Annotated in this window: 20 protein-coding genes and 3 tRNA genes; 11 read left to right on the plus strand and 12 right to left on the minus strand. The window is 65.3% G+C overall.

Annotated elements, in window-relative coordinates; genetic code table 11:
* The first annotated feature begins 50 nt into the window (after positions 1-50).
* The 4 genes from ACHMXB_RS17300 to ACHMXB_RS17315 all read left to right on the plus strand — a co-directional run bounded on the left by ACHMXB_RS17300 (position 51) and on the right by ACHMXB_RS17315 (position 1,475).
* A tRNA-Ile gene (locus ACHMXB_RS17300) sits at positions 51-124 on the plus strand.
* A gap of 70 nt (positions 125-194) precedes the next feature.
* Positions 195-314, plus strand: a complete 120-nt coding sequence (locus ACHMXB_RS17305) for a DLW-39 family protein (RefSeq protein ID WP_223256960.1) — start codon at positions 195-197, stop codon at positions 312-314.
* Between the two features lie 71 nt (positions 315-385).
* Positions 386-461: transfer RNA gene (locus ACHMXB_RS17310), tRNA-Ala, on the plus strand.
* Positions 462-551: 90 nt separating this feature from the next.
* Positions 552-1,475: a DMT family transporter gene (locus ACHMXB_RS17315; protein ID WP_395400332.1), complete on the plus strand. Its 924-nt coding sequence runs from the start codon at positions 552-554 to the stop codon at positions 1,473-1,475.
* A gap of 23 nt (positions 1,476-1,498) precedes the next feature.
* Here ACHMXB_RS17315 and ACHMXB_RS17320 read toward each other — a convergent pair whose 3' ends face one another.
* Together ACHMXB_RS17320 and ACHMXB_RS17325 are read right to left on the minus strand one after the other, a co-directional pair.
* Positions 1,499-2,368, minus strand: coding sequence for a glycosyltransferase (locus ACHMXB_RS17320; RefSeq protein WP_395400334.1), 870 nt, complete (start codon positions 2,366-2,368; stop codon positions 1,499-1,501).
* 144 nt (positions 2,369-2,512) lie between these two features.
* Positions 2,513-3,508, minus strand: a complete 996-nt coding sequence (locus ACHMXB_RS17325) for a hypothetical protein (RefSeq protein ID WP_395400336.1) — start codon at positions 3,506-3,508, stop codon at positions 2,513-2,515.
* A 156-nt stretch (positions 3,509-3,664) separates the two neighbouring features.
* On the opposite strand from ACHMXB_RS17325, the gene ACHMXB_RS17330 reads away from it, so the two are divergent.
* The 3 genes from ACHMXB_RS17330 (at position 3,665) to ACHMXB_RS17340 (ending at position 6,164) form a co-directional block, all read left to right on the plus strand.
* A complete protein-coding gene (locus ACHMXB_RS17330; protein WP_395400338.1) occupies positions 3,665-4,210 on the plus strand; it encodes a peptidylprolyl isomerase in 546 nt (181 codons plus the stop codon).
* 4 nt (positions 4,211-4,214) lie between these two features.
* On the plus strand, positions 4,215-5,096 hold the full coding sequence (locus ACHMXB_RS17335) for a rhomboid family intramembrane serine protease (RefSeq protein WP_395400340.1): 882 nt from the start codon (positions 4,215-4,217) through the stop codon (positions 5,094-5,096).
* 600 nt (positions 5,097-5,696) lie between these two features.
* Complete coding sequence (locus ACHMXB_RS17340) at positions 5,697-6,164, plus strand: carboxymuconolactone decarboxylase family protein (protein WP_395400342.1); 468 nt, start codon at positions 5,697-5,699, stop codon at positions 6,162-6,164.
* A gap of 214 nt (positions 6,165-6,378) precedes the next feature.
* On the opposite strand, the gene ACHMXB_RS17345 is transcribed toward ACHMXB_RS17340, so the two are convergent.
* Both ACHMXB_RS17345 and ACHMXB_RS17350 read right to left on the minus strand, forming a co-directional pair.
* Positions 6,379-6,975, minus strand: a complete 597-nt coding sequence (locus tag ACHMXB_RS17345) for a DNA-3-methyladenine glycosylase I (protein ID WP_395400344.1) — start codon at positions 6,973-6,975, stop codon at positions 6,379-6,381.
* Positions 6,976-6,985: 10 nt separating this feature from the next.
* Complete coding sequence (locus ACHMXB_RS17350; RefSeq protein ID WP_395400346.1) at positions 6,986-7,237, minus strand: cell division protein CrgA; 252 nt, start codon at positions 7,235-7,237, stop codon at positions 6,986-6,988.
* Between the two features lie 172 nt (positions 7,238-7,409).
* Between ACHMXB_RS17350 and ACHMXB_RS17355 the strand changes: the two genes are divergently transcribed.
* Genes ACHMXB_RS17355 through ACHMXB_RS17365 form a run of 3 tightly spaced genes read left to right on the plus strand, consistent with a single transcriptional unit; the run spans position 7,410 to position 9,021 of the window.
* Positions 7,410-8,210 (plus strand): class E sortase, encoded by an 801-nt coding sequence (locus ACHMXB_RS17355; RefSeq protein ID WP_395400348.1) that lies wholly within the window; start codon positions 7,410-7,412, stop codon positions 8,208-8,210.
* A 2-nt stretch (positions 8,211-8,212) separates the two neighbouring features.
* Positions 8,213-8,383, plus strand: coding sequence for a hypothetical protein (locus tag ACHMXB_RS17360; protein ID WP_395400350.1), 171 nt, complete (start codon positions 8,213-8,215; stop codon positions 8,381-8,383).
* The gene (locus ACHMXB_RS17365; RefSeq protein WP_395400352.1) at positions 8,380-9,021 is read left to right on the plus strand and encodes an aminodeoxychorismate/anthranilate synthase component II; all 642 of its coding nucleotides are present in this window, start codon (positions 8,380-8,382) and stop codon (positions 9,019-9,021) included. Before ACHMXB_RS17360 ends, ACHMXB_RS17365 begins: the two co-directional genes overlap by 4 nt.
* An 18-nt stretch (positions 9,022-9,039) precedes the next feature.
* Here the strand turns inward: ACHMXB_RS17365 and pknB are convergent, their stop codons facing one another.
* From pknB to ACHMXB_RS17400, 7 genes are read right to left on the minus strand one after another with little or no spacing between them, the layout of a single operon-like run.
* A complete protein-coding gene (gene pknB / locus ACHMXB_RS17370; protein WP_395400354.1) occupies positions 9,040-10,932 on the minus strand; it encodes a Stk1 family PASTA domain-containing Ser/Thr kinase in 1,893 nt (630 codons plus the stop codon).
* Positions 10,933-10,980: 48 nt separating this feature from the next.
* On the minus strand, positions 10,981-12,849 hold the full coding sequence (locus ACHMXB_RS17375) for a protein kinase (protein ID WP_395400356.1): 1,869 nt from the start codon (positions 12,847-12,849) through the stop codon (positions 10,981-10,983).
* The gene (locus ACHMXB_RS17380; RefSeq protein WP_395400358.1) at positions 12,846-14,300 is read right to left on the minus strand and encodes a peptidoglycan D,D-transpeptidase FtsI family protein; all 1,455 of its coding nucleotides are present in this window, start codon (positions 14,298-14,300) and stop codon (positions 12,846-12,848) included. Before ACHMXB_RS17380 ends, ACHMXB_RS17375 begins: the two co-directional genes overlap by 4 nt.
* Positions 14,297-15,751: an FtsW/RodA/SpoVE family cell cycle protein gene (locus tag ACHMXB_RS17385; protein ID WP_395400360.1), complete on the minus strand. Its 1,455-nt coding sequence runs from the start codon at positions 15,749-15,751 to the stop codon at positions 14,297-14,299. The genes ACHMXB_RS17380 and ACHMXB_RS17385 overlap by 4 nt, the downstream gene beginning before the upstream one ends.
* Positions 15,748-17,535 (minus strand): protein phosphatase 2C domain-containing protein, encoded by a 1,788-nt coding sequence (locus ACHMXB_RS17390; protein ID WP_395400362.1) that lies wholly within the window; start codon positions 17,533-17,535, stop codon positions 15,748-15,750. Before ACHMXB_RS17390 ends, ACHMXB_RS17385 begins: the two co-directional genes overlap by 4 nt.
* Before the next feature lie 2 nt (positions 17,536-17,537).
* Entirely contained in the window at positions 17,538-18,020 is a 483-nt protein-coding gene (locus ACHMXB_RS17395) for an FHA domain-containing protein (protein WP_102972613.1), read from the minus strand.
* Positions 18,017-18,766: an FhaA domain-containing protein gene (locus ACHMXB_RS17400; RefSeq protein WP_395400365.1), complete on the minus strand. Its 750-nt coding sequence runs from the start codon at positions 18,764-18,766 to the stop codon at positions 18,017-18,019. Before ACHMXB_RS17400 ends, ACHMXB_RS17395 begins: the two co-directional genes overlap by 4 nt.
* A gap of 393 nt (positions 18,767-19,159) precedes the next feature.
* On the opposite strand from ACHMXB_RS17400, the gene ACHMXB_RS17405 reads away from it, so the two are divergent.
* Positions 19,160-19,242 (plus strand) — tRNA-Leu (locus tag ACHMXB_RS17405).
* Positions 19,243-20,169: 927 nt separating this feature from the next.
* On the opposite strand, the gene ACHMXB_RS17410 is transcribed toward ACHMXB_RS17405, so the two are convergent.
* On the minus strand, positions 20,170-21,534 hold the full coding sequence (locus ACHMXB_RS17410; protein ID WP_395400367.1) for an MFS transporter: 1,365 nt from the start codon (positions 21,532-21,534) through the stop codon (positions 20,170-20,172).
* Positions 21,535-21,545 lie beyond the last annotated feature (11 nt).

Below are 21,545 nucleotides of genomic sequence, written 5' to 3' on the forward strand. Positions count from 1 at the left end.
ATCGGGCCGGGATGTGCTGTAAAGTCTTGTCTCGGCCCGATGAGGCATCGGGGCGTATAGCTCAGGCGGTTAGAGCGCTTCGCTGATAACGAAGAGGTCCCAGGTTCAAGTCCTGGTACGCCCACGGAACCTGCACAGGTTCAAGACGAGGTTTAGGCCGGATTCCATAGGAATCAAGCCGGAACGGGGTGCATGTGAAGAAGTTGCTGGTTATTGCAGCTGCAGTCGCAGGCGCCCTCCTCTACAAGAAAAAGGTGCAGGAATCCGAAGCCCGGAAAACAGTCTGGAGCGAATCAACCGACAAGGTTGAATAGCCCGGATCCCGGTGCGGAGGCTGGTCAGCCAGGCTCCGGAACTAGGGTATTATTGACGGGTTGCTTCTTATGGGGGCATGGCGCAATTGGTAGCGCACCTGCTTTGCAAGCAGGGGGTTCGGGGTTCGAGTCCCCGTGCCTCCACCATAAGGAAGGTCCCGGCCGGAAACGGCCGGGACCTTTTGCTTTGCCTGGGTTTCGACAGGCTCAACCGTCGCGGCACACTACTGTGGAACAGTGAATCTTTTCCTTGCTGCCTTGGGTGTCCTGGGCGTGGCTTCGTCAGGACCGCTCATCGCCGCCACGCTCGGTGCCACCACTGTCACGGCCCTTGCCATCGCCTTCTGGCGCAATGCCATCGCGGCGGCCGTCATGGCCACCCCTACGCTGGTCCGGGAGCCGCGCCAGTTCGGCCGCATCGGGCGCTATGAGTTCCGCTGGTCGCTCGTGGCGGCCGTGGCCCTGGCCCTGCACTTCGCCTGCTTCATCACGTCCCTCCAGTTGACCTCCGTGGCTGCCGCTACGGCCCTCGTTTGCCTGCAGTCCGCCTGGATCGCCATCATTCAGCTCTTCCGCGGCGTGCGGCACCGCTGGCAGGTCCTGGTGGGCCTGGGCATCTCCTTCGGCGGCGTCGTGGCCATTACGGGTTTCGACATGGGGACGTCCACCGACGCCCTGCTGGGCGACCTCCTGGCCATGGCCGGCGGACTCCTCGCGGGAATCTACACCCTCGCCGGAGGCCGGGCCCGCCAGAGCATGACCACCGGAACCTACACGGCCCTCTGCTACGGCATGTGTGCTGTCCTGGTCGCGGTCCTGGCGCTCTTCACCAACCAGCCCCTGTCCGGGTTCGACGCCGGCGGCTGGCTCGGAATTCTGGCAATCACCGTGTGCGCCCAGCTCGTGGGACATACGGCATTCAACCATTTGCTGGCCACCATGAGCCCTCTGCTGGTGTCCATGATCATTCTGCTGGAAATACCGGGAGCGGCGCTGCTGGCTGCCGTGTTCCTGAACGAGACGCTGCCGGCGGGCACCTACGGCGGGCTGGCGCTCATTCTCGTGGGCCTCGCCGTCGTGGTTGCCGGGCAACGGAATGGCAAAGCCGAGCGGAACAAGCCGCCGGAGGAACGCCCGCTGGCGGAGCTGGGAGCTGACTGAGGAAGCCGGCCGGAATGACGGCGCTACTGGCCGCCGCGGCGGACTGGCTGGCTGGTGTTGACGGTGTGGATGGCACGCAGGAGCTTGGCGGGGAAATACACGGAGAAGAACACCACCATGGGCGCCTTAAGGGCCATCTTCTTGACGTTGTGGGCCTTGTATGTCCGGTCGAAACGCGTCACGTAGTACCGGTAGTCCCGGGGTGAATCCTCAAGCCGGCGGGCCGACATCCCGGAGACCATCTGCGGCCAGTACTGGACTTTGAGGTCGTGGTCCGCCAGATGCAGGGACAGGTCGATGTCCTCGTGCATCTCGTCCTTCTCGTCCCGGCAGGCTTCGGCGCGGATGGTCTCCCACGCAGAACGGCGGAGGGCCATGTTGGACCCGAACAGGAAGTGGTACTGGTGTTTGGCCAGCTTCAGCATCAGCTGGCGCATCTTGTCGTCGGCCTTTAGGCCGAAACGCCGCATCGGCATGTCGTAATAAACCACGGGGCCGGTGGCAGCCGAGGTGGACAGGTCTTCGAAGGCCTTCTGCACCTGCTCCACCCAGTCGGGTTCCACCACTGAGTCGGCATCGATCCGGCCCAGAATGTCCCCGGTGGCGTGGTCCAGGCCAAAGTTACGGGTGGGAATGAGCCCCTGCTCCCGATCCTGGCGGAGGAGGATGATGGGGCTCTCGGGATACTCCTGCTGCATTTGCGTGACGATCGACGCCGTGCGGTCCTTGGACATGTTGTCCACCACGATGATCTCGTGCGCCGGAACCGACTGGTACACCGCAGCGATGAGGCACTGCCGGATGACACCTTCCTCGTTGTATGCCGGGATAACAATCGATACGCGCGGCTCAGTGTCAGTCAAGGCATCCTCTGCGGATCTATCGGGTGACATCACCTCAAACTTAGCACCGATGCTTTCCATCCCGGCGGCACCGTGCCTTTCGGGCAGTGCGGTGTGCGGATGCTCCCGCACAGACGACAGGAGGGGCCCCGCGGCTGCGGAACCCCTCCTGTTAGTGCCCTTACGGGCAAATGGCTACGACTTCTTGTCTGCACCGTTCCCGATGTTGGATGCAGTCTTGGCATCCGAGGAAACTTCGCCGGCGTCGGAGTCCGCGTCCTCGGCAACGTGCTTTGCCTTGTCAGCAGAAGTGTCGGCTTCGTCCTCGGCGGCCAGCGCAAAGGCAGCATCGAGCGGTGTATCGGGGGTCGCGGAAGAAGAGCTGTCAGCCGGGGTGGCCGGAACCGGTGCCGGCGTCTCCGCAGCCGATCCAACACCCGCGGTGGATCCAACACCGGTGGCCGATGCCGCGGGGGTGGTGACCTCCGAGGTGGACGGTGCGGGCGTTACGGGCGCGGGGGTCTTCCACGGGTCCTCGACCGGCTTCGAAGCCTTCCACGCCGCAACGCCGGCGGCCACGGCCGCGGCGATCACACCGACAATCAGGAGGCCGCGCTTCTTGGGCTTCTCCGGCTCCACCACCAGGGCCTTGCCGGTCACCGCGCGGCCGGCCTCGGACGCGGCCGACTTCAGGTGCCCGCCAGCCAGATTCGCCTGCTCCTGGATGGTGTGGATGATGCCGACGTCGCCGAGTCGCTGGGCCACCGCGTCGATGCGTGCCGGCGTGCCTTCAAGGGTCCGGTGGACGGCCTCGGAAGCGGTTCCGATCTGGTCGGAGAACCGGGGAAGGTATTCCACCACCACGCGGTCGCGGGCCTGGGTGATGACGGGTGTTGCCCGGTCCAGGGCCTCGTGCATGCGCGGTGTGGCACCCTCCACGACGTCGTGGATCTTGGGTGCAAGCTGCGCCAGGCCGTCCTGAATGCGGGGCGTCACCGTGGCAACACCGCCGGCAAGGTTATGGGCCGCCACCTTGAGCCCCTCCTGGATTTTGGGGGAAGCGGTATCAATGCCTTGCTGCAGGCGCGGAACTGCCCAGTCCACTGCTGCTTCCACGCGGTCTTTTGCGTTCTCGACTGCAGAACTGACCGACAACTCCAGTTCGCGGGCAATACGATCCGATTTCTTCACAACTACCTCCCGATTAATGTGACGGTTCTGTTGTTAGCCTACGTGCACGAATAGCCGGGCTGCTATCGTTCCGGCGGATTCTCGGTGGATTTCACCCAGCGCGGAACTGTCTTTTCAGCCCGTGTTCGCGTTGACCCGCCGTGAAAGAATGGCCCTATGACTGCCTCAGCAACTGCAAAAGCAACCATCCACACCAGCCTCGGCGACATCGTCGTGAACCTCTTCGGCAACCACGCGCCCAAGACTGTTAAGAACTTCGTCGGACTTGCCACCGGCGAACAGGCCTGGACCCACCCGGAGACCGGCGAGGACAAGACCGGCACGCCGCTCTACGACGGCACCATTTTCCACCGCATCATCAAGGACTTCATGATCCAGGCCGGCGACCCGCTGGGCCGCGGCACCGGCGGACCGGGCTACCGTTTCGACGACGAGATCCACCCCGAGCTGAGCTTCAGCGCACCGTACAAGCTGGCCATGGCCAACGCCGGCATCCAGATGGGCAAGGGAACCAACGGTTCGCAGTTCTTCATCACCACCATCCCCACCGACTGGCTGCAGGGCAAGCACAGCATCTTCGGCGAAGTTGCCGATGAGGAATCCAAGAGGGTTGTGGACGCCATTGAAGGTGTGCGCACCGGCATGGGCGACCGCCCGGTTGAAGATGTGACCATCAACAGCATCGACATCGAGCAGCTCTAGCCACATGAGCTACGGAACTCCGGCGGCGGAGCCGTCAGCGCAGGCACCGGTGTGCCCACGGCACCCGGACCGGCCCTCGTATGTCAGCTGCCAGCGTTGCGGGCGGCCGGCATGCCCAGAGTGCCAGCGTGCGGCCGCCGTCGGATTCCAATGCGTTGACTGCGTCAACGAAGCAAAACGTACGACGCCGACAGCCCGGACCGTCTATGGCGGCGCCGTAGCGTCCGGAAAGCCTGTAGTAACGTTCGCGATCATCGCGGCGTGTGCACTCCTGTTTGTTCTGCAGTGGGTGCTTCCCGGAAACGTGGTGTTCCGGACCCTCGCCTACGCGTCGGTTTACGCAACGCCCGAGTACGGGGTGTTCCAGCCATGGCGGATGCTTACCTCCGCTTTTCTGCACTCCCAGGGCTTCCTGCTCCACATCGTCCTGAACATGTATACGCTGTGGATTTTCGGCCAGGCGCTGGAACCGCTGCTGGGGCGGATCCGCTTCCTTGCTGTGTACCTGCTGTCCGCCATCGGCGGGTCGGTGGGATACCTGCTTATGACGCCGATCCTGCCCGAGGGCGGCCCTGTGGGCCTGGTCGGTGCTTCCGGCGCGATCTTTGGACTGTTCGGCGCCATGCTCGTGGTGCAGCGGCACCGGGGCGGTGAGACCAGACAGCTCTGGGTGCTCATCGCCATCAACGGCGTCATCGGCTTCATGGTGCCGCAGATCGCCTGGCAGGCCCATTTGGGCGGCTTTATCACCGGCGCGCTGTGTGCGGCCGTGATTGCGTACGCCCCGCGCGGCCCACGGCGCAACATCCTGCAGGCCGGAGGACTGGCGCTCGTTCTGGCCCTGCTGGCCGTGGCTTCCTGGTACCGCGTGCTCCTGGTGTCCTGACAGCTTCTGACGGCCTCCTGGTCCGGCCCCTCCCCCTAATGCCCCTGCTTTCCGAAGCGGGGGCATTTTTGTGTCCACTGCCCGCGGCCGGGAACGCACGCCGTCCCGCGAGTTTTCCACAGGTGTTATCCACACTGTTAATAACTTACACAGTTGTAAGTCAACTGCCGGCCCCTCTGATAGCGGGCTGCTGGGCCGCTTCCGGTCATTTTGCACGGTTCCGTCCACACCTGTGGATAACTTTATGGCCCGCCCCTGTGGTTAAGTGGACAACTTTGCCCAAATTTGGCCTGAGCGCGGCGTCCTGGGCATAAGCAGGGACATCAGCGTCGACGACGGGACTTAATGGTCGTCCTTTCAACAGGGTTATTCACACTGTTAATAACTCAGAGGGATGCCATTCACTGATGGAGGTGCTCCACAACGCCTACATTCTGGTGTTTGCGCATCCACTACCCACAAGTTTTCCCCACCTGTGGATAACTTGTGGGTAGCCGCCTGTTGCTAAGTGGATAACCCGCCGTGTGCGCGCAGCGCGCCCGTGTAGTCTCTGACACACAGCCACGGGGATGAACCCGTGCGACCCCTAGGAGCAATGACTTGACTAGCCACAGCCACATTTATCTGGACAAGCAGCACCCCCCAGCCTGGCGGGCCCTGAACGGGCTCGGGTTGAAGGCCAAGGAAGCGATGCTGGAAGCCGGCCTGGACGAAAAGCTCATCGAACTGCTCAATGTCCGGATATCGCAGATCAACGGCTGTGCGTACTGCCTCGACATGCATGTCGCCGATGCCGTCAAGGGCGGTGAATCCACGCAGCGCCTGGCCGTCCTGCCAGCCTGGCGGGACACCGCGGTGTTTGAGGACCACGAGCGCGCCGCGCTGGCCCTGGCGGAGAGCATCACGGTTCTCCCGGACGCCCGTACGCGCGAGCTGGAGGACGCCTACGCGCGGGAGCAGCTCACCGACGAGCAATACTCAGCCGTGAGCTGGCTGGCCATCGCGATGAACGCCTTCAACCGCGTGTCCATCACCAGCCAGCATCCTGTCCGGCCTCAAAAGAACTGAACGCGGGGTTTTCCACAGCCATTTCCACAACTGTTAATAACTTGGGAAATGCAAGTTTGGCCGTCCGGACGCCGTCACCCGGGCATGCAGCGCCTTTGCCGCGGGCTGCAGTCGGCGAAGTTATCAACACTGTGGATATCTTTACTAACATGCGTGGACCGGTGGCGCAGGGCGCCGGTGCGGGGCCTCGCAGCGGCTCAACGCCCGGCAGCGGTCAGGCCCAGACGCCTGAGGTTCCCCTGCGGTGGCTGTCCACCAGGTGCGTGTCCACCATGCCGATGGCTTCCATCAGGGCGAACATGGTGGTGGGCCCCACGAAGGCGAAGCCCTTCTTCCGCAGCGCCTTGGAAAGGGCGATGGACTCGGGGGACGTGGTGGGCACGTCGGCATACGTGACGGGGGCGGGAGTCGAGGTTGGCCGGAACGCCCAGACAAAGTCGACGAGGCCGCCCTCGTCCCGCAGCGCGATGGTGGCACGGGCATTGGTAATCGCGGCACGGATCTTGAGGCGGTTTCGCACGATGCCGGGGTCCTGAAGCAGGCGCTCGACGTCGGCCTCGGTAAAGGCCGCCACCGTCTCGGGATGGAAGTCGTCGAAGGCCGCACGGAAGGCGGGGCGCTTGCGCAGGATCGTGGCCCAGGACAGGCCCGCCTGGAAAGCTTCGAGGCTGATGCGCTCGTAAAGGCCCTGCTCGTCCCGGACGGGCAGGCCCCACTCAGTGTCGTAATACTCCCGCAGAAGGGGATCCGTGGAAGCCCACAGCGGACGGGCCAGGCCATCCTCGCCGATGATGATGCCTTCTGCGGTCATGGGCGTCGGTTCAGGAGCGCCAGCGCGTGGTCATCAGGAAGCCGATGATCGCAATGCCGAACCCGGCCAGGATGTTCCAGGACTCCCATGCCTGCACGGGCAGCTGGCCTTCGCTGATGTAGAAGGTGATGATCCAGAGCAGCCCGATGATCATCAGGCCGAACATGACCGGCTTGAACCAGACCGGGTTCGGCTTGTAGGCCTCGGTGGAAACGGGCTCGGCCGGGCGGGCAGTCTTCTTACGTGGCTTTGACTCGGGCACATGTCCTCCTTGGCGGCTGAATCAAGAGGATGGACCGGGGCTTGATATCCTGCTGTAAGGGGATTGCCGGCGGTCCGCACACTCTTGGTCAGGTCTGAAGTCTTACTAGCAGCCAATTCTAGCTGTAGTTCAGTCCGCGCCGGTGCCCCGCAACCGCCTTGGAGGAGATCGCGTGGTACTGCAGGAGAAGGTGACGGCAACCGCTAAGCCGGCAACCGGCGTCGTCATCCTGCGAAAGGCCGTCCAGATCTTCGGTGAGCTGCTCATCACCGCCGGCATAGTGCTGCTCCTGTTTGTCGCATGGCAGCTTTGGTGGACCAACGTGGAGTCCGATGCCAAGCAAACCGCCGCGGTCAAGGACTTTGCCAGGGACCTGGGTGGTCCGGTGGCCCCCGCGCCCCCACCGGCTGCGACAGCCGGCACGGCCCCTTCCGCCGCGAAGGACTACGGAGCGCCAGCGGTGGGAGAAGCCCCCGGGCACGGCGGAACCATCGGAATCATGTACATTCCCCGCTTTGGTGAGAACTACACCCGGCCCATTGTCGAGGGCACCAGCGGCGATGTCCTGGACACCCTGGGCCTCGGCCACTACGGCAACACGTCCATGCCTGGCGCCGTGGGCAATTTTGCCGTGGCAGGCCACCGGCAGACACACGGCGCCGTGCTGGACAACATCCACACGCTGGTTCCCGGTGACCAGATCTACGTCCAGACGCGGGACGGTTACTACGTCTATGTGTTCCGCAACAACCGCATTGTTCTGCCGAGCGAAGCCGATGTCCTCCTCCCGGTGCCCAACCAGCCCGGGGTGCGCCCCACCGAAAGGCTTCTGACCATGACCAGCTGCAATCCACGCTTCGGCTCCGAGGAACGGATCATCGCCTATTCGGTGCTGGACCGGTGGCAGCCCGCCTCTGCCGGGCCGCCCGCCGAGATCGCAGCCCAGGTGGCACGGGCACGGGGGGAAGGCTAGGCATGTACGGCTGGATTTTCCGTCACCTGCCCGGGCCGCTCTGGCTCCGCGTCCTCACGTCGCTGCTGCTGGCTGCCGGCGCCGTGTTCCTGATGGTCGAGTTCCTTTTCCCCTGGATGTCCCAGTTCACCCAATTCACCGACTCAACGATTGGTGCGCCAAGAAACCCATGAGCACAGCAAAGATTCTCGTCGTGGACAACTACGACAGCTTCGTCTACACCCTGGTGGGCTACCTCCAGGAGCTGGGCGCCGAGACAACGGTGGTCCGCAATGACGATGTGACCCTCGCCGAAGCGATGGAAATGGCAGAAGCGCGCGACGGCGTACTCATCTCACCCGGCCCGGGCTCGCCGTCCGAAGCGGGCGTCTGCATCGAGCTGATCCGCTGGTGCGGGGAGAAGACGAAGCCGATGTTTGGCGTCTGCCTGGGGCACCAGGCCCTTGCGGAGGCGTACGGCGGGACGGTGACCCATGCCCCGGAGCTCATGCACGGCAAGACGTCCCTGGTCCAGCACGACGGGGCCAGCGTTTTCGCCGGCCTGCCCTCCCCCGTGACGGCCACGCGCTACCACTCCCTGGCCGCCGTCCGGGACACGATTCCCGAGATCCTGGAGATCACGGCGGAAACCGCCAGCGGCGTCATCATGGGCCTGCAGCACCGCACCGCGCCGCTGTGCGGTGTCCAGTTCCACCCCGAGTCCGTGCTGACCGAGGGCGGCTACCAGATGCTGGGCAACTGGCTCGAGTCGCTTGGCATGAAGGGCGCCGCCGAACGGGCAGCCAAGCTCAGCCCACTCATCCAGCACTAGGATTCGCGGGCGGAGGGCCTACTTGCCCTTCGTGGGGCTCGGTGTCGGCGTCGGCGTCGGGGTGGGTGCCGGCGCCGGGGCCTTGGCCACTGTCACTGTGATGGCCTTGCCCTGCTCCACGAGCGAGTTGACCGGGTCGCTCTGACCGGTCACCTGGCCCGGCTGGACCTGGGAGTTCTCCACCTCACTGATGACGGCAACCAGGCCGAGCTCCTTGAGCGCTGCCTCTGCCTCGGCACGGTTCATGCCGCGAAGCTCCGGCATAGCCACCTTGCCTGTGGACACCAGGATCTCAACGGTGCTCCCCACCGCCACCTGCTGGCCGGGCGCCGGCTTGGTGGTGATCACCAGGCCCGCCGGAACAGTGGCGCTGTTGGCCATGGTGGTGGACGGCGCGCCCACCAGTCCCGCCTGCCGCAGGATGTCGCGGGCTGCCGCCTCCGTCCGTCCCGGTAGCGTCTCCGGGATCTTGACGGCACTGGGGCCCGACGAGATGTTCAGGACAATTTCCGAGTTCGGTTCCAGCGACGATCCCGCCGGCGGCGCAGTGCCAATGGCGGTGCCCTTGGCGATCGAGTCGTGCTGCACCCGCTTGATCTGCGGCCGCAGCTTCGCGTCGTAGAGCGCCTGCAGCGCCTCTGATTCGGAGAGCTTTTCCACCGCGGGAATCGCCACGCGCACCGGTTCGGCAGGCGGCTGGTTGAGGAAGTTGTAGAACCACAGGCCGCCGCCGGCCAGCACCATGAGCGTGAAGATGACGAATGTCGTAATCCAGGCCCGACGGCGGGACGTCTGTAAGCCCGATCGCTCCCGTTCGCGGGGCAGGCCCAGGGGAAGTTCATCGTGCTCGGCCGTCTCGTAGACCGCCGCGGCCTCGGTGGGCAGCACGGACGCATCATCGTCCGTGTCCCGGGTACGGCGCAGGCGGCCCGCGGGGGCGTCATCGAGGAAGCTGGCTCCGGTCATGGAAAACGCTTCGGTGGGGGGCGTGCGGTGCTGCTCAGGAATGTCATTGGGGTCCGTCGGCGCTTCGCTTGGCGACAATGCCGGAACCGGGATCCCGTTCCTGGCAGCCCGCAGCGCACGGCGGAAGGCCGCGGCGTCCTGGAAACGGTCAGCGCGGTTCTTCTGCAGCGCCTTTTCCAGCACGCTGTCCAGTGCCCTGGAGATCTCCGGATTGAATTTGCTGGCTGGTTCCGGCTTCTCGCGGACATGCTGGTACGCCACGGATACGGGGCTTTCACCGACGAAGGGCGGGCGGCCGGTCAGCGTTTCGTACAGCAGGCAGCCTGCCGAGTACAGATCGCTGCGGGCATCCACTGCCTCGCCGCGGGCCTGCTCCGGCGACAGGTACTGCGCGGTGCCCACCACTGCCTGGGTCTGGGTCATGGTCGCGGAGGAATCGGCCACCGCGCGGGCAATGCCGAAGTCCATGACCTTGACCATGTCCGAGTTCGCGCAGTACATCACATTCGCCGGTTTGATGTCCCGGTGCACAATTCCGGCCTTGTGGCTGTATTCCAAAGCAGACAGGACACCCAGCGTGTACTCCACCGCCTGGTCAATGGTGATGTCACTGGCCCTGATCAGGTCCCGGAGCGTCTTGCCCGCCACGAACTCCATGACGATGTAGGGAACGCGGACCTGGTCATGCGCGTCGCCCGGTACGGTGTGTTCGCCCGTGTCGTAGATGGCCACGATCGACGGATGGTTCAGGGCTGCGACAGCCTGGGCCTCGCGCTTGAACCGGGCCTGGAACTGGGGATCACGGGCCAGGTCGGGCCGGAGCAGCTTGATGGCAACCGTCCGGCCCAGCCGGGTATCCAGGCCGCGGTGTACATCGGCCATGCCCCCGCGGCCGATGAGTTCGCCCAGTTCATAGCGTCCGTTCAGGACGCGCTGACTGGTCACCGGGATGTTGTCTTCCCGGTGTGACGGAGTTCGCGGCGTGGTCACGGGTTATGGTCCGCTGGGCGAGCCGCTTGGAGTCGGCGTGGATGTGGGTGTGGGAGTAGGGATCAGCGCCTCGGACAGGTGGTACGTCACGACAGTGCCTGCGTCCACCTCCCGGCCGCTTTCGGGCTCGGACCGGACGAACGTTCCGGCGTCCTGGCCGGGTTCGCCGGGCTCATCGGCACCTTTTTGCCAGCGCAGACCGGCTTTCTCGATGGCTGACTGGACTTCGGACTCGCTGCTGCCCGTCCCGATGTCCGGTACGGCGATCTTCTTCGGTCCCTTGGAATAGGTGACCTTGACGGTGTCGCCGGCCTGCAGCGGGCCGGACGGGTTGAGGTCCGTGACCGTGCCGGGGGTGGCCGGGTTGAAGACTTCATCTCCGTTAACCTTGAGCCCGAGCGCGATCAGTTCGGCGCGGACCTCGCTGTACTGCTTGCCGAGGTAGGCGTCCGGAATGACGTTGATGGCCTCGGGAGTGGACTGCGTGGGCGTCGGTGTGGGGGTCGGCGTCGGGGTTGCCGACGTCGGGGTCGGCGTGGGCGTGGAACTGGTGCTCACGCTGCGGCTGGGTGTGCTGGACGTGGTGGCGGCAGGACTCTGGCCCGGGAACAGGAGGCCGCCCTGGCTGAGAAGGATACCGGCGACGGCGAACAGCACCAGCAGGATCAGGGCGATCAGCGGCCAGGTCCACGGGCTGCGCTTCCGCCGCTCGGGCTCGTCGGCGGGTTCGCCGTCGTACGGTGCCGCGTACTGGTCCTCTTCCTGGTCCCAGCTGCGCTCGGCGGCCAGGGCATCGGCACGCGACAGCGTGCTCCCCGCCCGCGTGGGCGCGGCGTCAGAGGGGTTCCCGGCGGCCGCAGCAGCGGCGCCGCCGGCGGCTGCACCGGCGGCTGCCGCGCCGAGCACGGGCAGCGCGGAGGTGGCCGCCGTCGGGCTTTTCTCAGAACCGATTACGCCGGTGGGTGCCGTGGCGATGTTGACCGGGGCCGTCATGGCGCCGGTGCCCCCTTCGTACAGGAGCATGCCGGGAACAGCGGCATGGGCTGCCGAGATGTCACCGTTTCGGATGGCCTCTGCTGCCTCGGCCAGCTTGATGGCGTTGGCCGGGCGGTTCTTCGGATCCTTGGCCAGCATGGACATCAGGAGCGCCCGGACCGGCTTGGGCAGCGACTCCGGCAGGGGCGGCGGCGCGTCGTTGACCTGGGCCAGGGCGATGGCGATCTGGGATTCGCCGGAGAACGGCCGGTGCCCGGTGAGGCACTCGTAGCCGATGACCCCGAGCGAGTAGATGTCGGAGGCGCCGGTGGCGGTCTGGCCGGTGGCCTGTTCGGGGGCGAGGTACTGGGCGGTGCCCATGACCTGGCCGGTCTGGGTCAGCGGCACCTGGTCCGCCAGGCGGGCGATGCCGAAGTCGGTGACCTTGACCCGCCCGTCCGGGGTGATGAGCAGGTTTCCGGGCTTGATGTCACGGTGCACCAGGCCCTGGGCGTGGGCCACGGACAGTGCCCGCGCCGTCTGCGCCATGATGGACAGCGTACGGTCCGGTGAGAGCACCTGCTCATGCTCAATGATGCTGCTCAGGGGCTGGCCGGGGACCAGCTCCATCACGAGGTAGGCCGAGCCTTCCTCCTCGCCGTAATCGAAGACGTTGGCGATGCCCACGTGGTTGAGGAGCGCGGTGTGGCGGGCCTCGGCGCGGAACCGCTGGAGGAAGCCGGGGTCGCCCGTGTACTCCTCTTTGAGCACCTTGATGGCCACGATCCGGCCCAGGATCTGGTCCTTGGCCTTCCAGACTTCACCCATGCCGCCGATCGCAATACGCGTGGTCAACTGGAATCTGCCGCCGAGGGTGATTCCCGATGTAGGCCTCACTTATTCAACACCGCCTCAAAAATTCTCTTTGCGTTCGGACTGGTTAGCTGTGCTCCGGCGGTAATGTCCACGCCCTGCATGACGACGGTGACGGACACTTTCGGATCGTTAGCCGGGGCGAACCCCGTAAACCAAGAGTTGTTCAGGCCGTCCCCGAGTTCGGCGGTGCCGGTCTTGCCGGCGACCTCGACGCCGGGAACGGCGGCGCCGGAGCCGATGCCCTCGCTGACCACGCTGGTCATCCACTCGGTGATCTGCCCGGCGATCTCCGGCGTCGTGGAGGTCCGCAACGCCACCGGCTTCGGTTCGTCGATCACGCGGAGGTCAGGGGAACGTACGGCCTTGATGAGGTTCGGGGCCATCTGCACTCCGCTGTTCGCAATGGCCGAGGTCATCAGCGCGATCTGCAGCGGCGTCGCACGGACGTCGCGCTGGCCGATGGCGGACTGCGCCAGTCCTGCGTCGTCGAGCTCCGAGGGGAAGATGCTGGGGGCGTAGTCCAGCTTGAGCTGGTCGCCGAGGTCTGAATTGAAGCCGAACTTGCTGGCCTGCTCAGCGATCGCCTTTTCCCCGAGGTCGCGGGCAATACTGGCGAAGGGCGTGTTGCAGGACTGCTGCAGCGCGAACGCGAAGCTCGCTGTGTTCCGGGTGTAGCAGTTCCCGCCGGCGTAGTTGGGCAGCTGGTACTGGATGCCCGGGAAACTCATCTGGGCCGGGTTGGGCAGCACGCTGTCGGCGTTGTACTTGCCGGATTTCAGGGCTGCCGCCGTGTCCACCAGCTTGAAAACCGAGCCCGGTGCCAGCAGGGCGCCCGTGGGGCCGCTGACCGAGGGGTTCAGATTGATGCCCGGGACCTTGATGGCCGCGTTGTAGGCTGCCTGCTCCTTGGCCACGTCCTGGGTTGCGATGAGGTTGGGATCGTAGGAGGGCTTGCTGACCATGGCCAGGATGTTGCCCGTCTTGGGATCGGTCACCACGATCGAGCCCCGCTGGCCGTCCGGGATGAGGTCGTAAGCCAGCTTCTGGATCTTGGGGTCAATGGTCAGCTCGACGGACGCGCCCTTGGGCTGGTTGCCCAGGAAGAGCTGTCCTATCCGGTCGAAGAAGAGCTGGTCCGAGCTTCCGGCGAGCTGGGCATCCATCGCGCTTTCCAGGCCGGTGACCCCGTAGCTCCGGGAGAAGTATCCGGTCAGCCCGGCATAAAGCTCGGGCTGGTTGTACCGGCGCTGGAATTTGCAGGATTCGTTGCCTGGCACGGATTCAGCGATGGCGGAACCACCCACGAGGATCGCTCCCCGGTCATTGCAGTAGTTCTGCAGTATGGCTCGCCGGTTCCACGGATTGGCTTTGAGCTCGTCCGCGCCCACCACCTGGACGTAGCTGATCGCACCGAAAATCAGGGCGAACATGGCGATCGCAGCGATCCATGAATGTCGAATGGCCTGGTTCACAGGTGTTTCACCGCCTCGGTGGGAGCGTCTGGGAGAGTCTGGGTGGCGTTCCGGTCCTGCCGGCTTCCGGCGGCTGTCACCGGAGCCGGCTTCTGCGCCTCAGGTGTGCGGCCGGGCTGCATCGGCGAGGTGTCCACCGGGCCGCGGGCCGTGTGCGAGATCATCAGCAGCAGGCCAACGATGATCCAGTTGGCCAAAAGCGAGGAGCCGCCAGCGGCCAGGAACGGCGTGGTGAGGCCGGTCAGCGGAATCAGCCGCGTGACGCCGCCGATCACCACGAAGCACTGCAGCGCCACCGCGAAGGACAGGCCGCAGGCGAGGAGCTTGCCGAAGGCGTCGCGGGTGCCGAGGGCCGCACGGAAACCGCGGGTGAAGAGCAGCAGGTACATCATCACGATGGCGAACAGGCCGATCAGGCCCAGTTCCTCGCCGAAGGAGGCGATGATCATGTCGCTGTTGGCGAACGGCACCAGGTTGGGCCGGCCCTGTCCGAGGCCGGTGCCCACAAGTCCGCCGCTGGCCATGCCGAACAGGCCTTCCACGATCTGCCCACTGCCGCCGGGGGACCGCCCGAAGACTTCCTCGGTGAAAGCATTGAGCCAGCTGTCGATGCGCAGGCCAACGTGTGAGAAGACCTTGGACGCCACGAAACCGCCGCCGAGGATCAGGGTGAGGCCGATGACCACCCAGCTGATGCGGCTGGTGGCCACGTAGATCATCACGATGAACAGGCCGAAGAACAGCACGGACGATCCGAGGTCGCGCTGGAAGATCAGCACGCCGATGCTGACGAGCCACGCCGTGATCATAGGCCCCATGTCCTTGAATCGGGGGAACTGCATGGGCCCGATTTTGCGGCCGGCCAGCATGATGAGGTCGCGGTTCGAGGAAAGATATCCGGCGAAGAATATGGCGAGCGTGATCTTGGCAACCTCACCCGGCTGGAATGTCATCGGACCAAGGCGGATCCACACCCGGGCGCCGAGGATTTCGCCGGCGGAGATGCCGGGGACCAGCGGAAGTATGAGGAGCAGCGCGCTGACGGCCAGGGAAATGTAGGTGAAGCGGCGCAGCACACGGTGGTCCTTGAGGAACCAGATCACGGCGATGGCAACGGCCATGGCGATCACGGTCCAGCGCAGCTGGTTGTTGCCGGTGTCGTCACCTGGAGCGTCCAAGCGGTGGATCATCGCCAGGCCGAGGCCGTTCAGCGTAACCACCAGCGGAAGTATTACCGGATCGGCATACTTAGCGCGGAGCCGGAGGACCACATGGAACACCAGGGACGCGACGGCGAGCAGGCTGGACTGGAACCAGAAGTCAGTGTCCAGCGAGGTCTGCTCGTCAATGCTGATCAGTGCGTTGGCGCCGATGCTGACCAACAGGGCGAGCACCAGCAACAGCAGTTCCACGTTGCGCCGGGGTTTGGGCATGGTGTCGGCGTGGCTCATTGGCCCCCCTCACAGGTTGCGGTTGGGGTGGGTGCGGCCGAGGCTCCGGCCGTTGCGGTTGGCGATGCCGTCGGCTTGGCGGTTGTGGTCGCCTTCGGTGACGTGGCCGTCTGCTTCGGAGTGGCTGAGGCCTTGGCCGTGGCCGATGCCGTAGCCCTCGCCGAGGCGGTGGCCGTGGGAGACGGCGTCAGGCACTCATCCGAGGGTGCGGTGCTTCCCGTGCGCTCAAGGTTCTTGACGATCCGCTGGGCATCGTACAGATCCCGCGCAGGAACCGTCTGGCGGACCCGCTGCTGCGAGAACTGGGGCAGCGTATCCATCCGGATGTCCGTGACCGCTTCCAGGGTGGAGAGCTGGATGGGGCCGAGGCGCTGGGAGACGCCGTTGAAGATGGCCACCCGCTGGTCGAATTCACCGATGTAGTAGCGCGTCTGGGTCCAGGCGTAACCGAGCCAGAGGCCGACGGCGAGGACCACGAGTGCGGCACCCGCAATTCCCAGGGTAAGCCAGCGGCGCGGGCGCCTCGCGGGCGTGAACTCCTCGGCCTCATCGCGGGCATGGTCCGACTTGTGTGTCAGGACCGTTGCCGCGCGGCGCGCGACCGTACGGCCGGCAATGGTGGGGATGGAACCGGTCTCGGCAGCAGCGACGGCTGCGCCGACGAGGATGTGGGGCCGGGAGGACAGCTCCTCGCGCAGTACTTCCGCGGACAGGTGCTCGCCCAGATGCGGATCGGTGCTGGTGGCCGGTTCGTTCGACGGCGGTGTGCCGGCTGCCTCGCCCGTCGCGTCCCCGGATGTCCGGTCTGACTCGGAGTTGCCGGCCGCCGGGACTGCCGTTGGCGGGGCGGAAGGATCTGTGGATCCGGGCTTTGATTCCGTTGGCCCCGACTCGCCGGGTTCGGAAACCGGGGCGGCGGGTGGCTCATCCGGGGCCGCGGCCTTCGTCCCGGTGATCGCTTCCGGTTGTTCGGCGTCAGGGACGATGTCGACGGCGGCCGTGCTGACGTCGTCGGGCGTTTCCTCCACAATTTCCACCATGACAACGGTGACGTTGTCCGGTGCGCCCGCCTCGAGGGTGAGGTCAACGAGCGTCTCGACGCATTCGCTCAGATTCGGTGTTTCCCGCACGGTGCGCTCCACGACGTGGCCCGCGACGTAGTTCAGACCGTCGGAGCAGAGCAGCCAGCGCTCTCCGGGCTGCACCTCGATGGTGGCGAGGTCCAGTTCGGGGCTCGCATCGACGTCACCGAGGACGCGCATCAGGACGTTCTTGTGCGGATGGGTTTCCGCTTCTTCGGGACGCAGCCGGCCCTCGTCGATGAGGCGCTGGACGAAGGTGTGGTCGATGCTGATCTGCTCGAACTCGCCGTCGCGCAGGCGGTAGGCGCGGGAGTCGCCGATGTGGGCGAAATGGAGCTTGCCCTCGGCCAGCAGCAGGGCGGTCACCGTGGTGCCCATGCCCGCCAGCTTGGGATTGATATGAACGAGCTCCGAGAGCAGCGAGTTCGCGGTCTGGATTTCGTCTGCCAGCACGGTGCCGGCGTCGTCATCGTAGTCGTCGGTGTCCAGGTGGATCATGTCCAGGACAGTGGCGGCGGAAGCAACATCGCCGCCGGCGTGGCCGCCCATGCCGTCCGCCACGACGGCCAAGTGCCGGCCCACGTAGGCGGAGTCGTCGTTCTTCGCGCGGATGCGGCCGACGTCGGAACGTGCCGCATAGCGCAGGATGAGGGGCCGAGGCGAGGCTGGCACCTCGCCCGCGGGCATGTCCGGAGCGGCCATGGCTACGGCCTCAATTCAATGACCGTCTTGCCGATTCTCACGGGTACACCAAGGTCCACGGGCAGGGCCCTGGTGAGCTGCTGTTCGGCCAGATAGGTGCCGTTGGTGGAGCCGAGGTCCTCGATGAACCAGCGGCTTCCCTGTGGAAAGAGCCGGGCATGCCTGCCGGAAGCGTAGTCATCCTCGAGGACCAGTGTGGCCTCCTGGGCGCGGCCCAGCAGGATGGGGCTGGCAGCAAGGGGGACAGTACGGCCCTTGAGCGGGCCTTCGGTGACGAGCAGTTGGCGGGCCTGCTGCTTTGCCGGAGCGGGGGCCGGTTCGGCCAGTTCTGGGTTCTTACGCACCTGCCGGGCGGTGGGGGCACCGGTGGCGGCCTTGCGGCCAATCATGAGGTCGCGCCGCATGGCGGAGACGATGCTGAAGATGAGAACCCAGAGAAGAAGCAGGAACCCGAAGCGCAGGGCCGTAATGGTCAGTTCGCTCATGGGCGGCCGCCATTGTTGGCGGGCAGGAGGCGGAAGATGATTTTGGTCCGTCCCATCGTGATGGTGGAGCCGTCGGTGAGCTCCATGCTGCCGGCCACTTTGTGTCCGTTGACGTAGCTGCCGTTGGTGGAGCCCAGGTCGACGGCGGTGGTGGTGCCGCCCTGGGTCTGGATTTCCAGATGCCGGCGGGAGACTCCGGTGTCGTCCACTAGGATGTCAGCCTCTGATGAACGGCCCAGTACGACTGAGGGCGCATTGAGTGAATAGCGCTGTCCGTCGATGTCCAGGACTGGCTGGAGACGGACGGGCTGGCGGCTCGGCGCTGCCGGCACGTTAGCCCGCGGAGCAGCCGGCGCGGCCGGCGCTGCACCGGAGGACTTTTCGGTTTTGGAGGTGATCTCGAAGTCGCCGGGCCGGTGGGATTCGTCCCGGCGGAAAGAAATGCGGACCGGCCCCTGGAGGATGTAGCCCTGGCTGCGGACGTGGTTGATCACGACGTCGCAGAGTTCTTCGGCCAGGGGAGTTCCCCATTCCTGGGCGCGCTGGAAATCCTCGTCGCTCAGGAGCACGTCGAAGATGTTGGGCACCAAGGTGCGTCCGGCGGCGATCGTGATGGCCTTGTGGTCCACTTCGCGGCGAAGGCGGCTCGCGATTTCCACGGGCTCAACCTGGGCTTTGGAGCCGGTGGAGAAGACGCCGCGGACGGCCTTTTCAATGCCGCGTTCGACCTTGTCCAGCAAACCCATGGTCCTCTCCTTTCCTTGCTGCTGAGGGACAGCACGTCCCGTGGAACTCGTTCTGGCGATGCGGTCACAACAGAGCACCGTGCCCGCCGGAAGCGGGCCCCTATGTATCCGATACTACTTGCCACGTCTGCGAAAGACCTTAATTCACAACGCGCCGGGAACCCGATTCGTTCACGTTTCTTCAGAGGATGTGGGGGCCATCACAGGCCAAGACCCTGCCTCCGTAGTGGCGTCGAGGGCCAGTCGCAACCTCGGCACCGCCGGGGAAAACAGGCCGCAAGGGGGCTGCAATGCCCCGATTAGGAATTTGCGGGGAATGTCCGTTATGCTTGATCTCGCTGCTTTCACGAGGTGCAAAACCGGATTCCGGTTGGGCGAAGTGGAAGAAGTTGCGCGCGAGTGGCGGAACGGCAGACGCGCTGGCTTCAGGTGCCAGTGTCCGAAAGGGCGTGGGGGTTCAAATCCCCCCTCGCGCACGCATCAGAACCCCGGGAAATCAATGATTTCCCGGGGTTCTTTCTTGTTTCCGCGCCGTTCTGGGTCTGCAGCGCGGCTACGGACTTGTCCGCGTCCACCGGAACCTCCACCGGCTTCATGGCACTCGCGATTTTCTGCCCCTTCAGTTCGACCGTGTACGTCGAGCAGTCGCGGACGGCTGCATCGCTCTTGTCGAACTGGGCTGTCATGACGGCAGGGTCCTTAACCGCGAACACCGTCACGATCGTTGCAGTCTTGGCTTCCGCCGCCAGGCTTGCTCCCGCTGCGTAGGTGTTGCCTTCCGGAACCTGGGTGTTGTTGTCCGCCAGCACCCCGCAGGCTTCCGGCGTAATGACGGCGTTCTTGAGCAGTTCCCGGGCGACGACAAGCCCCTGGTCCAGCCGGGCGGCGGGAACCACTGTCAGGGCCCGTCCCTGCGCATCCTTGAGTCCTGTGACGATCGCCGTGAGGTCCTGGTGTAGGCCTTCGCCGCTGACGTCGGTGCGGCGGACGAGGTGGCTGGTTCCGCCGTCGTACTTGCCTCCGGTGAGGCGCTGGATGGAGCTGCCGTGCTTGACGGCGCCGGCCCCCCGCATCCTGCGAGGAAGAGTGCCGCGGCGGCGGCGAGGGAGATTGGTGCGATGCTGCGCTGCATGAGTGGATCCCCGTTCCCTGTGCCGGGTGTCCCGCGGGTTTTCGCGGGACTATCCCGAAAATCGCGCCAGCCGGGGGCCGGAGCGCAGGGAGCAGCGTTCGGCTTTCGCCCGGCCGCGTGCGATTGCTCCGAGCGTACGACGCTTGTCCTTTCAATGCCAGAGCCACGGCGACACAAGCGCAGCCCCTCGCAGGAGAAACGCCTCGGGGCGGGTGCCGGAATTCCGACACCCGCCCCGAGGGCCCAGGACACTGCTGGTAACGAAAGGCCGCTACTTCGCTGTTGACGGCTCCATCCGTGTTGAGGCAGGTGCCGCTGCCTTCTCCGTTACGTCGGAGGCCGGCTTCCGCTCTTTGAGGAAGTACACCAGGATGGCGGCCACCGTCGATGCCGCCGCCAGGGCGAACAGGCCAGGCACAACGCTTCCGGTCTGCTCCTTGATGATGCCGAACCCGAACGGTGCCACGAAACCGCCGAGGTTGCCCAGGGAGTTGATGATGGCGATGGCGGGGGCGAGGACCAGCGGGTGCAGGGCAGACTGCGGAATGGTCCAGAACAGTGGTGATGCGCTCTTGAAGCCCATGGCTGCGACGGCCAGGAACACCAGGGCAAGGACCGGGGAGGCGACGGCTGCGGCCAGGGTGCCGACGGCGGCCACGAGGAGTGCGGCGACCAGCAGAGGGCGCTTGGACTTCGCCTTGTCCTGCCACTTGGCGGCGAAGTACATGGCGAAGACGGCGCACACCCAGGGGATGGAGGAAAGGAAGCCGACGCTCAGGTCCGTGGTGCCGGGGATCTGCTTGACGATGGTGGGCAGCCAGAATGTGTTCGCGTAGATGGAGAGCTGCACGGAGAAGTAGATGCCGCACAGCAGGAGGATCTGCGGGTTGAGCAGCATCTTCCAGCGGTTGACCTTGCCGCCTTGTGTGCCATTGGCCGTCGTGTGCTGGGCGTCCTCCTGGGCGATGGTTGCTGTGAGAGCCGACTTCTCACCGGCGGTGAGCCACTTCGCATCCTGAACCTTTGCATCCAGGAAGAAGAACACCGTGATGCCGACGACGACGGAGAGCACTCCTTCGAAGCCAAACAGCCACTGCCAGCCGCGCAGGCCCAGGACGTCATGCAGGCTCAGGAGCAGGCCGGCGATGGGGCCGGACAGGGCGGCTGCCACTGAGGAGCCCGCGATGAAGACGGCGGTCGCCTTGCCGCGCTGGCCGGCGGGGACCCAGCGTGCGAAGTAGAAGATGACGGCCGGGAAGAAGCCCGCTTCCGCGGCACCGAGCAGGAACCGCAGCACGTAGAACATCGTCTCGTTCTGCACGAACGCCATCAGGAAGGACACGATGCCCCAGCTGATCATGATCCGGGTCAGCCAGATCTTGGCTCCGTACTTCTCCATCATCACGTTGCTCGGGAGCTCGAAAATCGCATACGCGAGGAAGAACAGCCCGGCGCCGAAGCCGTAGGCCGCGGCACCGATGCCGACGTCAGCCTGCAGATGGTCCTGGGCGTAGCCGATGTTGGACCTGTTCAGCTGGTTGCACACGAGCATCACCAGCATGATGGGCAGCACGCGCCGGAAAAACTTCTTCATGGCCGAAGCCAGATCCGTGACAGCGGTGTCTACAGACTGCATGGGGGAATCCT

It is taken from the genome of Arthrobacter sp. UC242_113 (assembly GCF_044054585.1).
Taxonomy (GTDB): domain Bacteria; phylum Actinomycetota; class Actinomycetes; order Actinomycetales; family Micrococcaceae; genus Arthrobacter.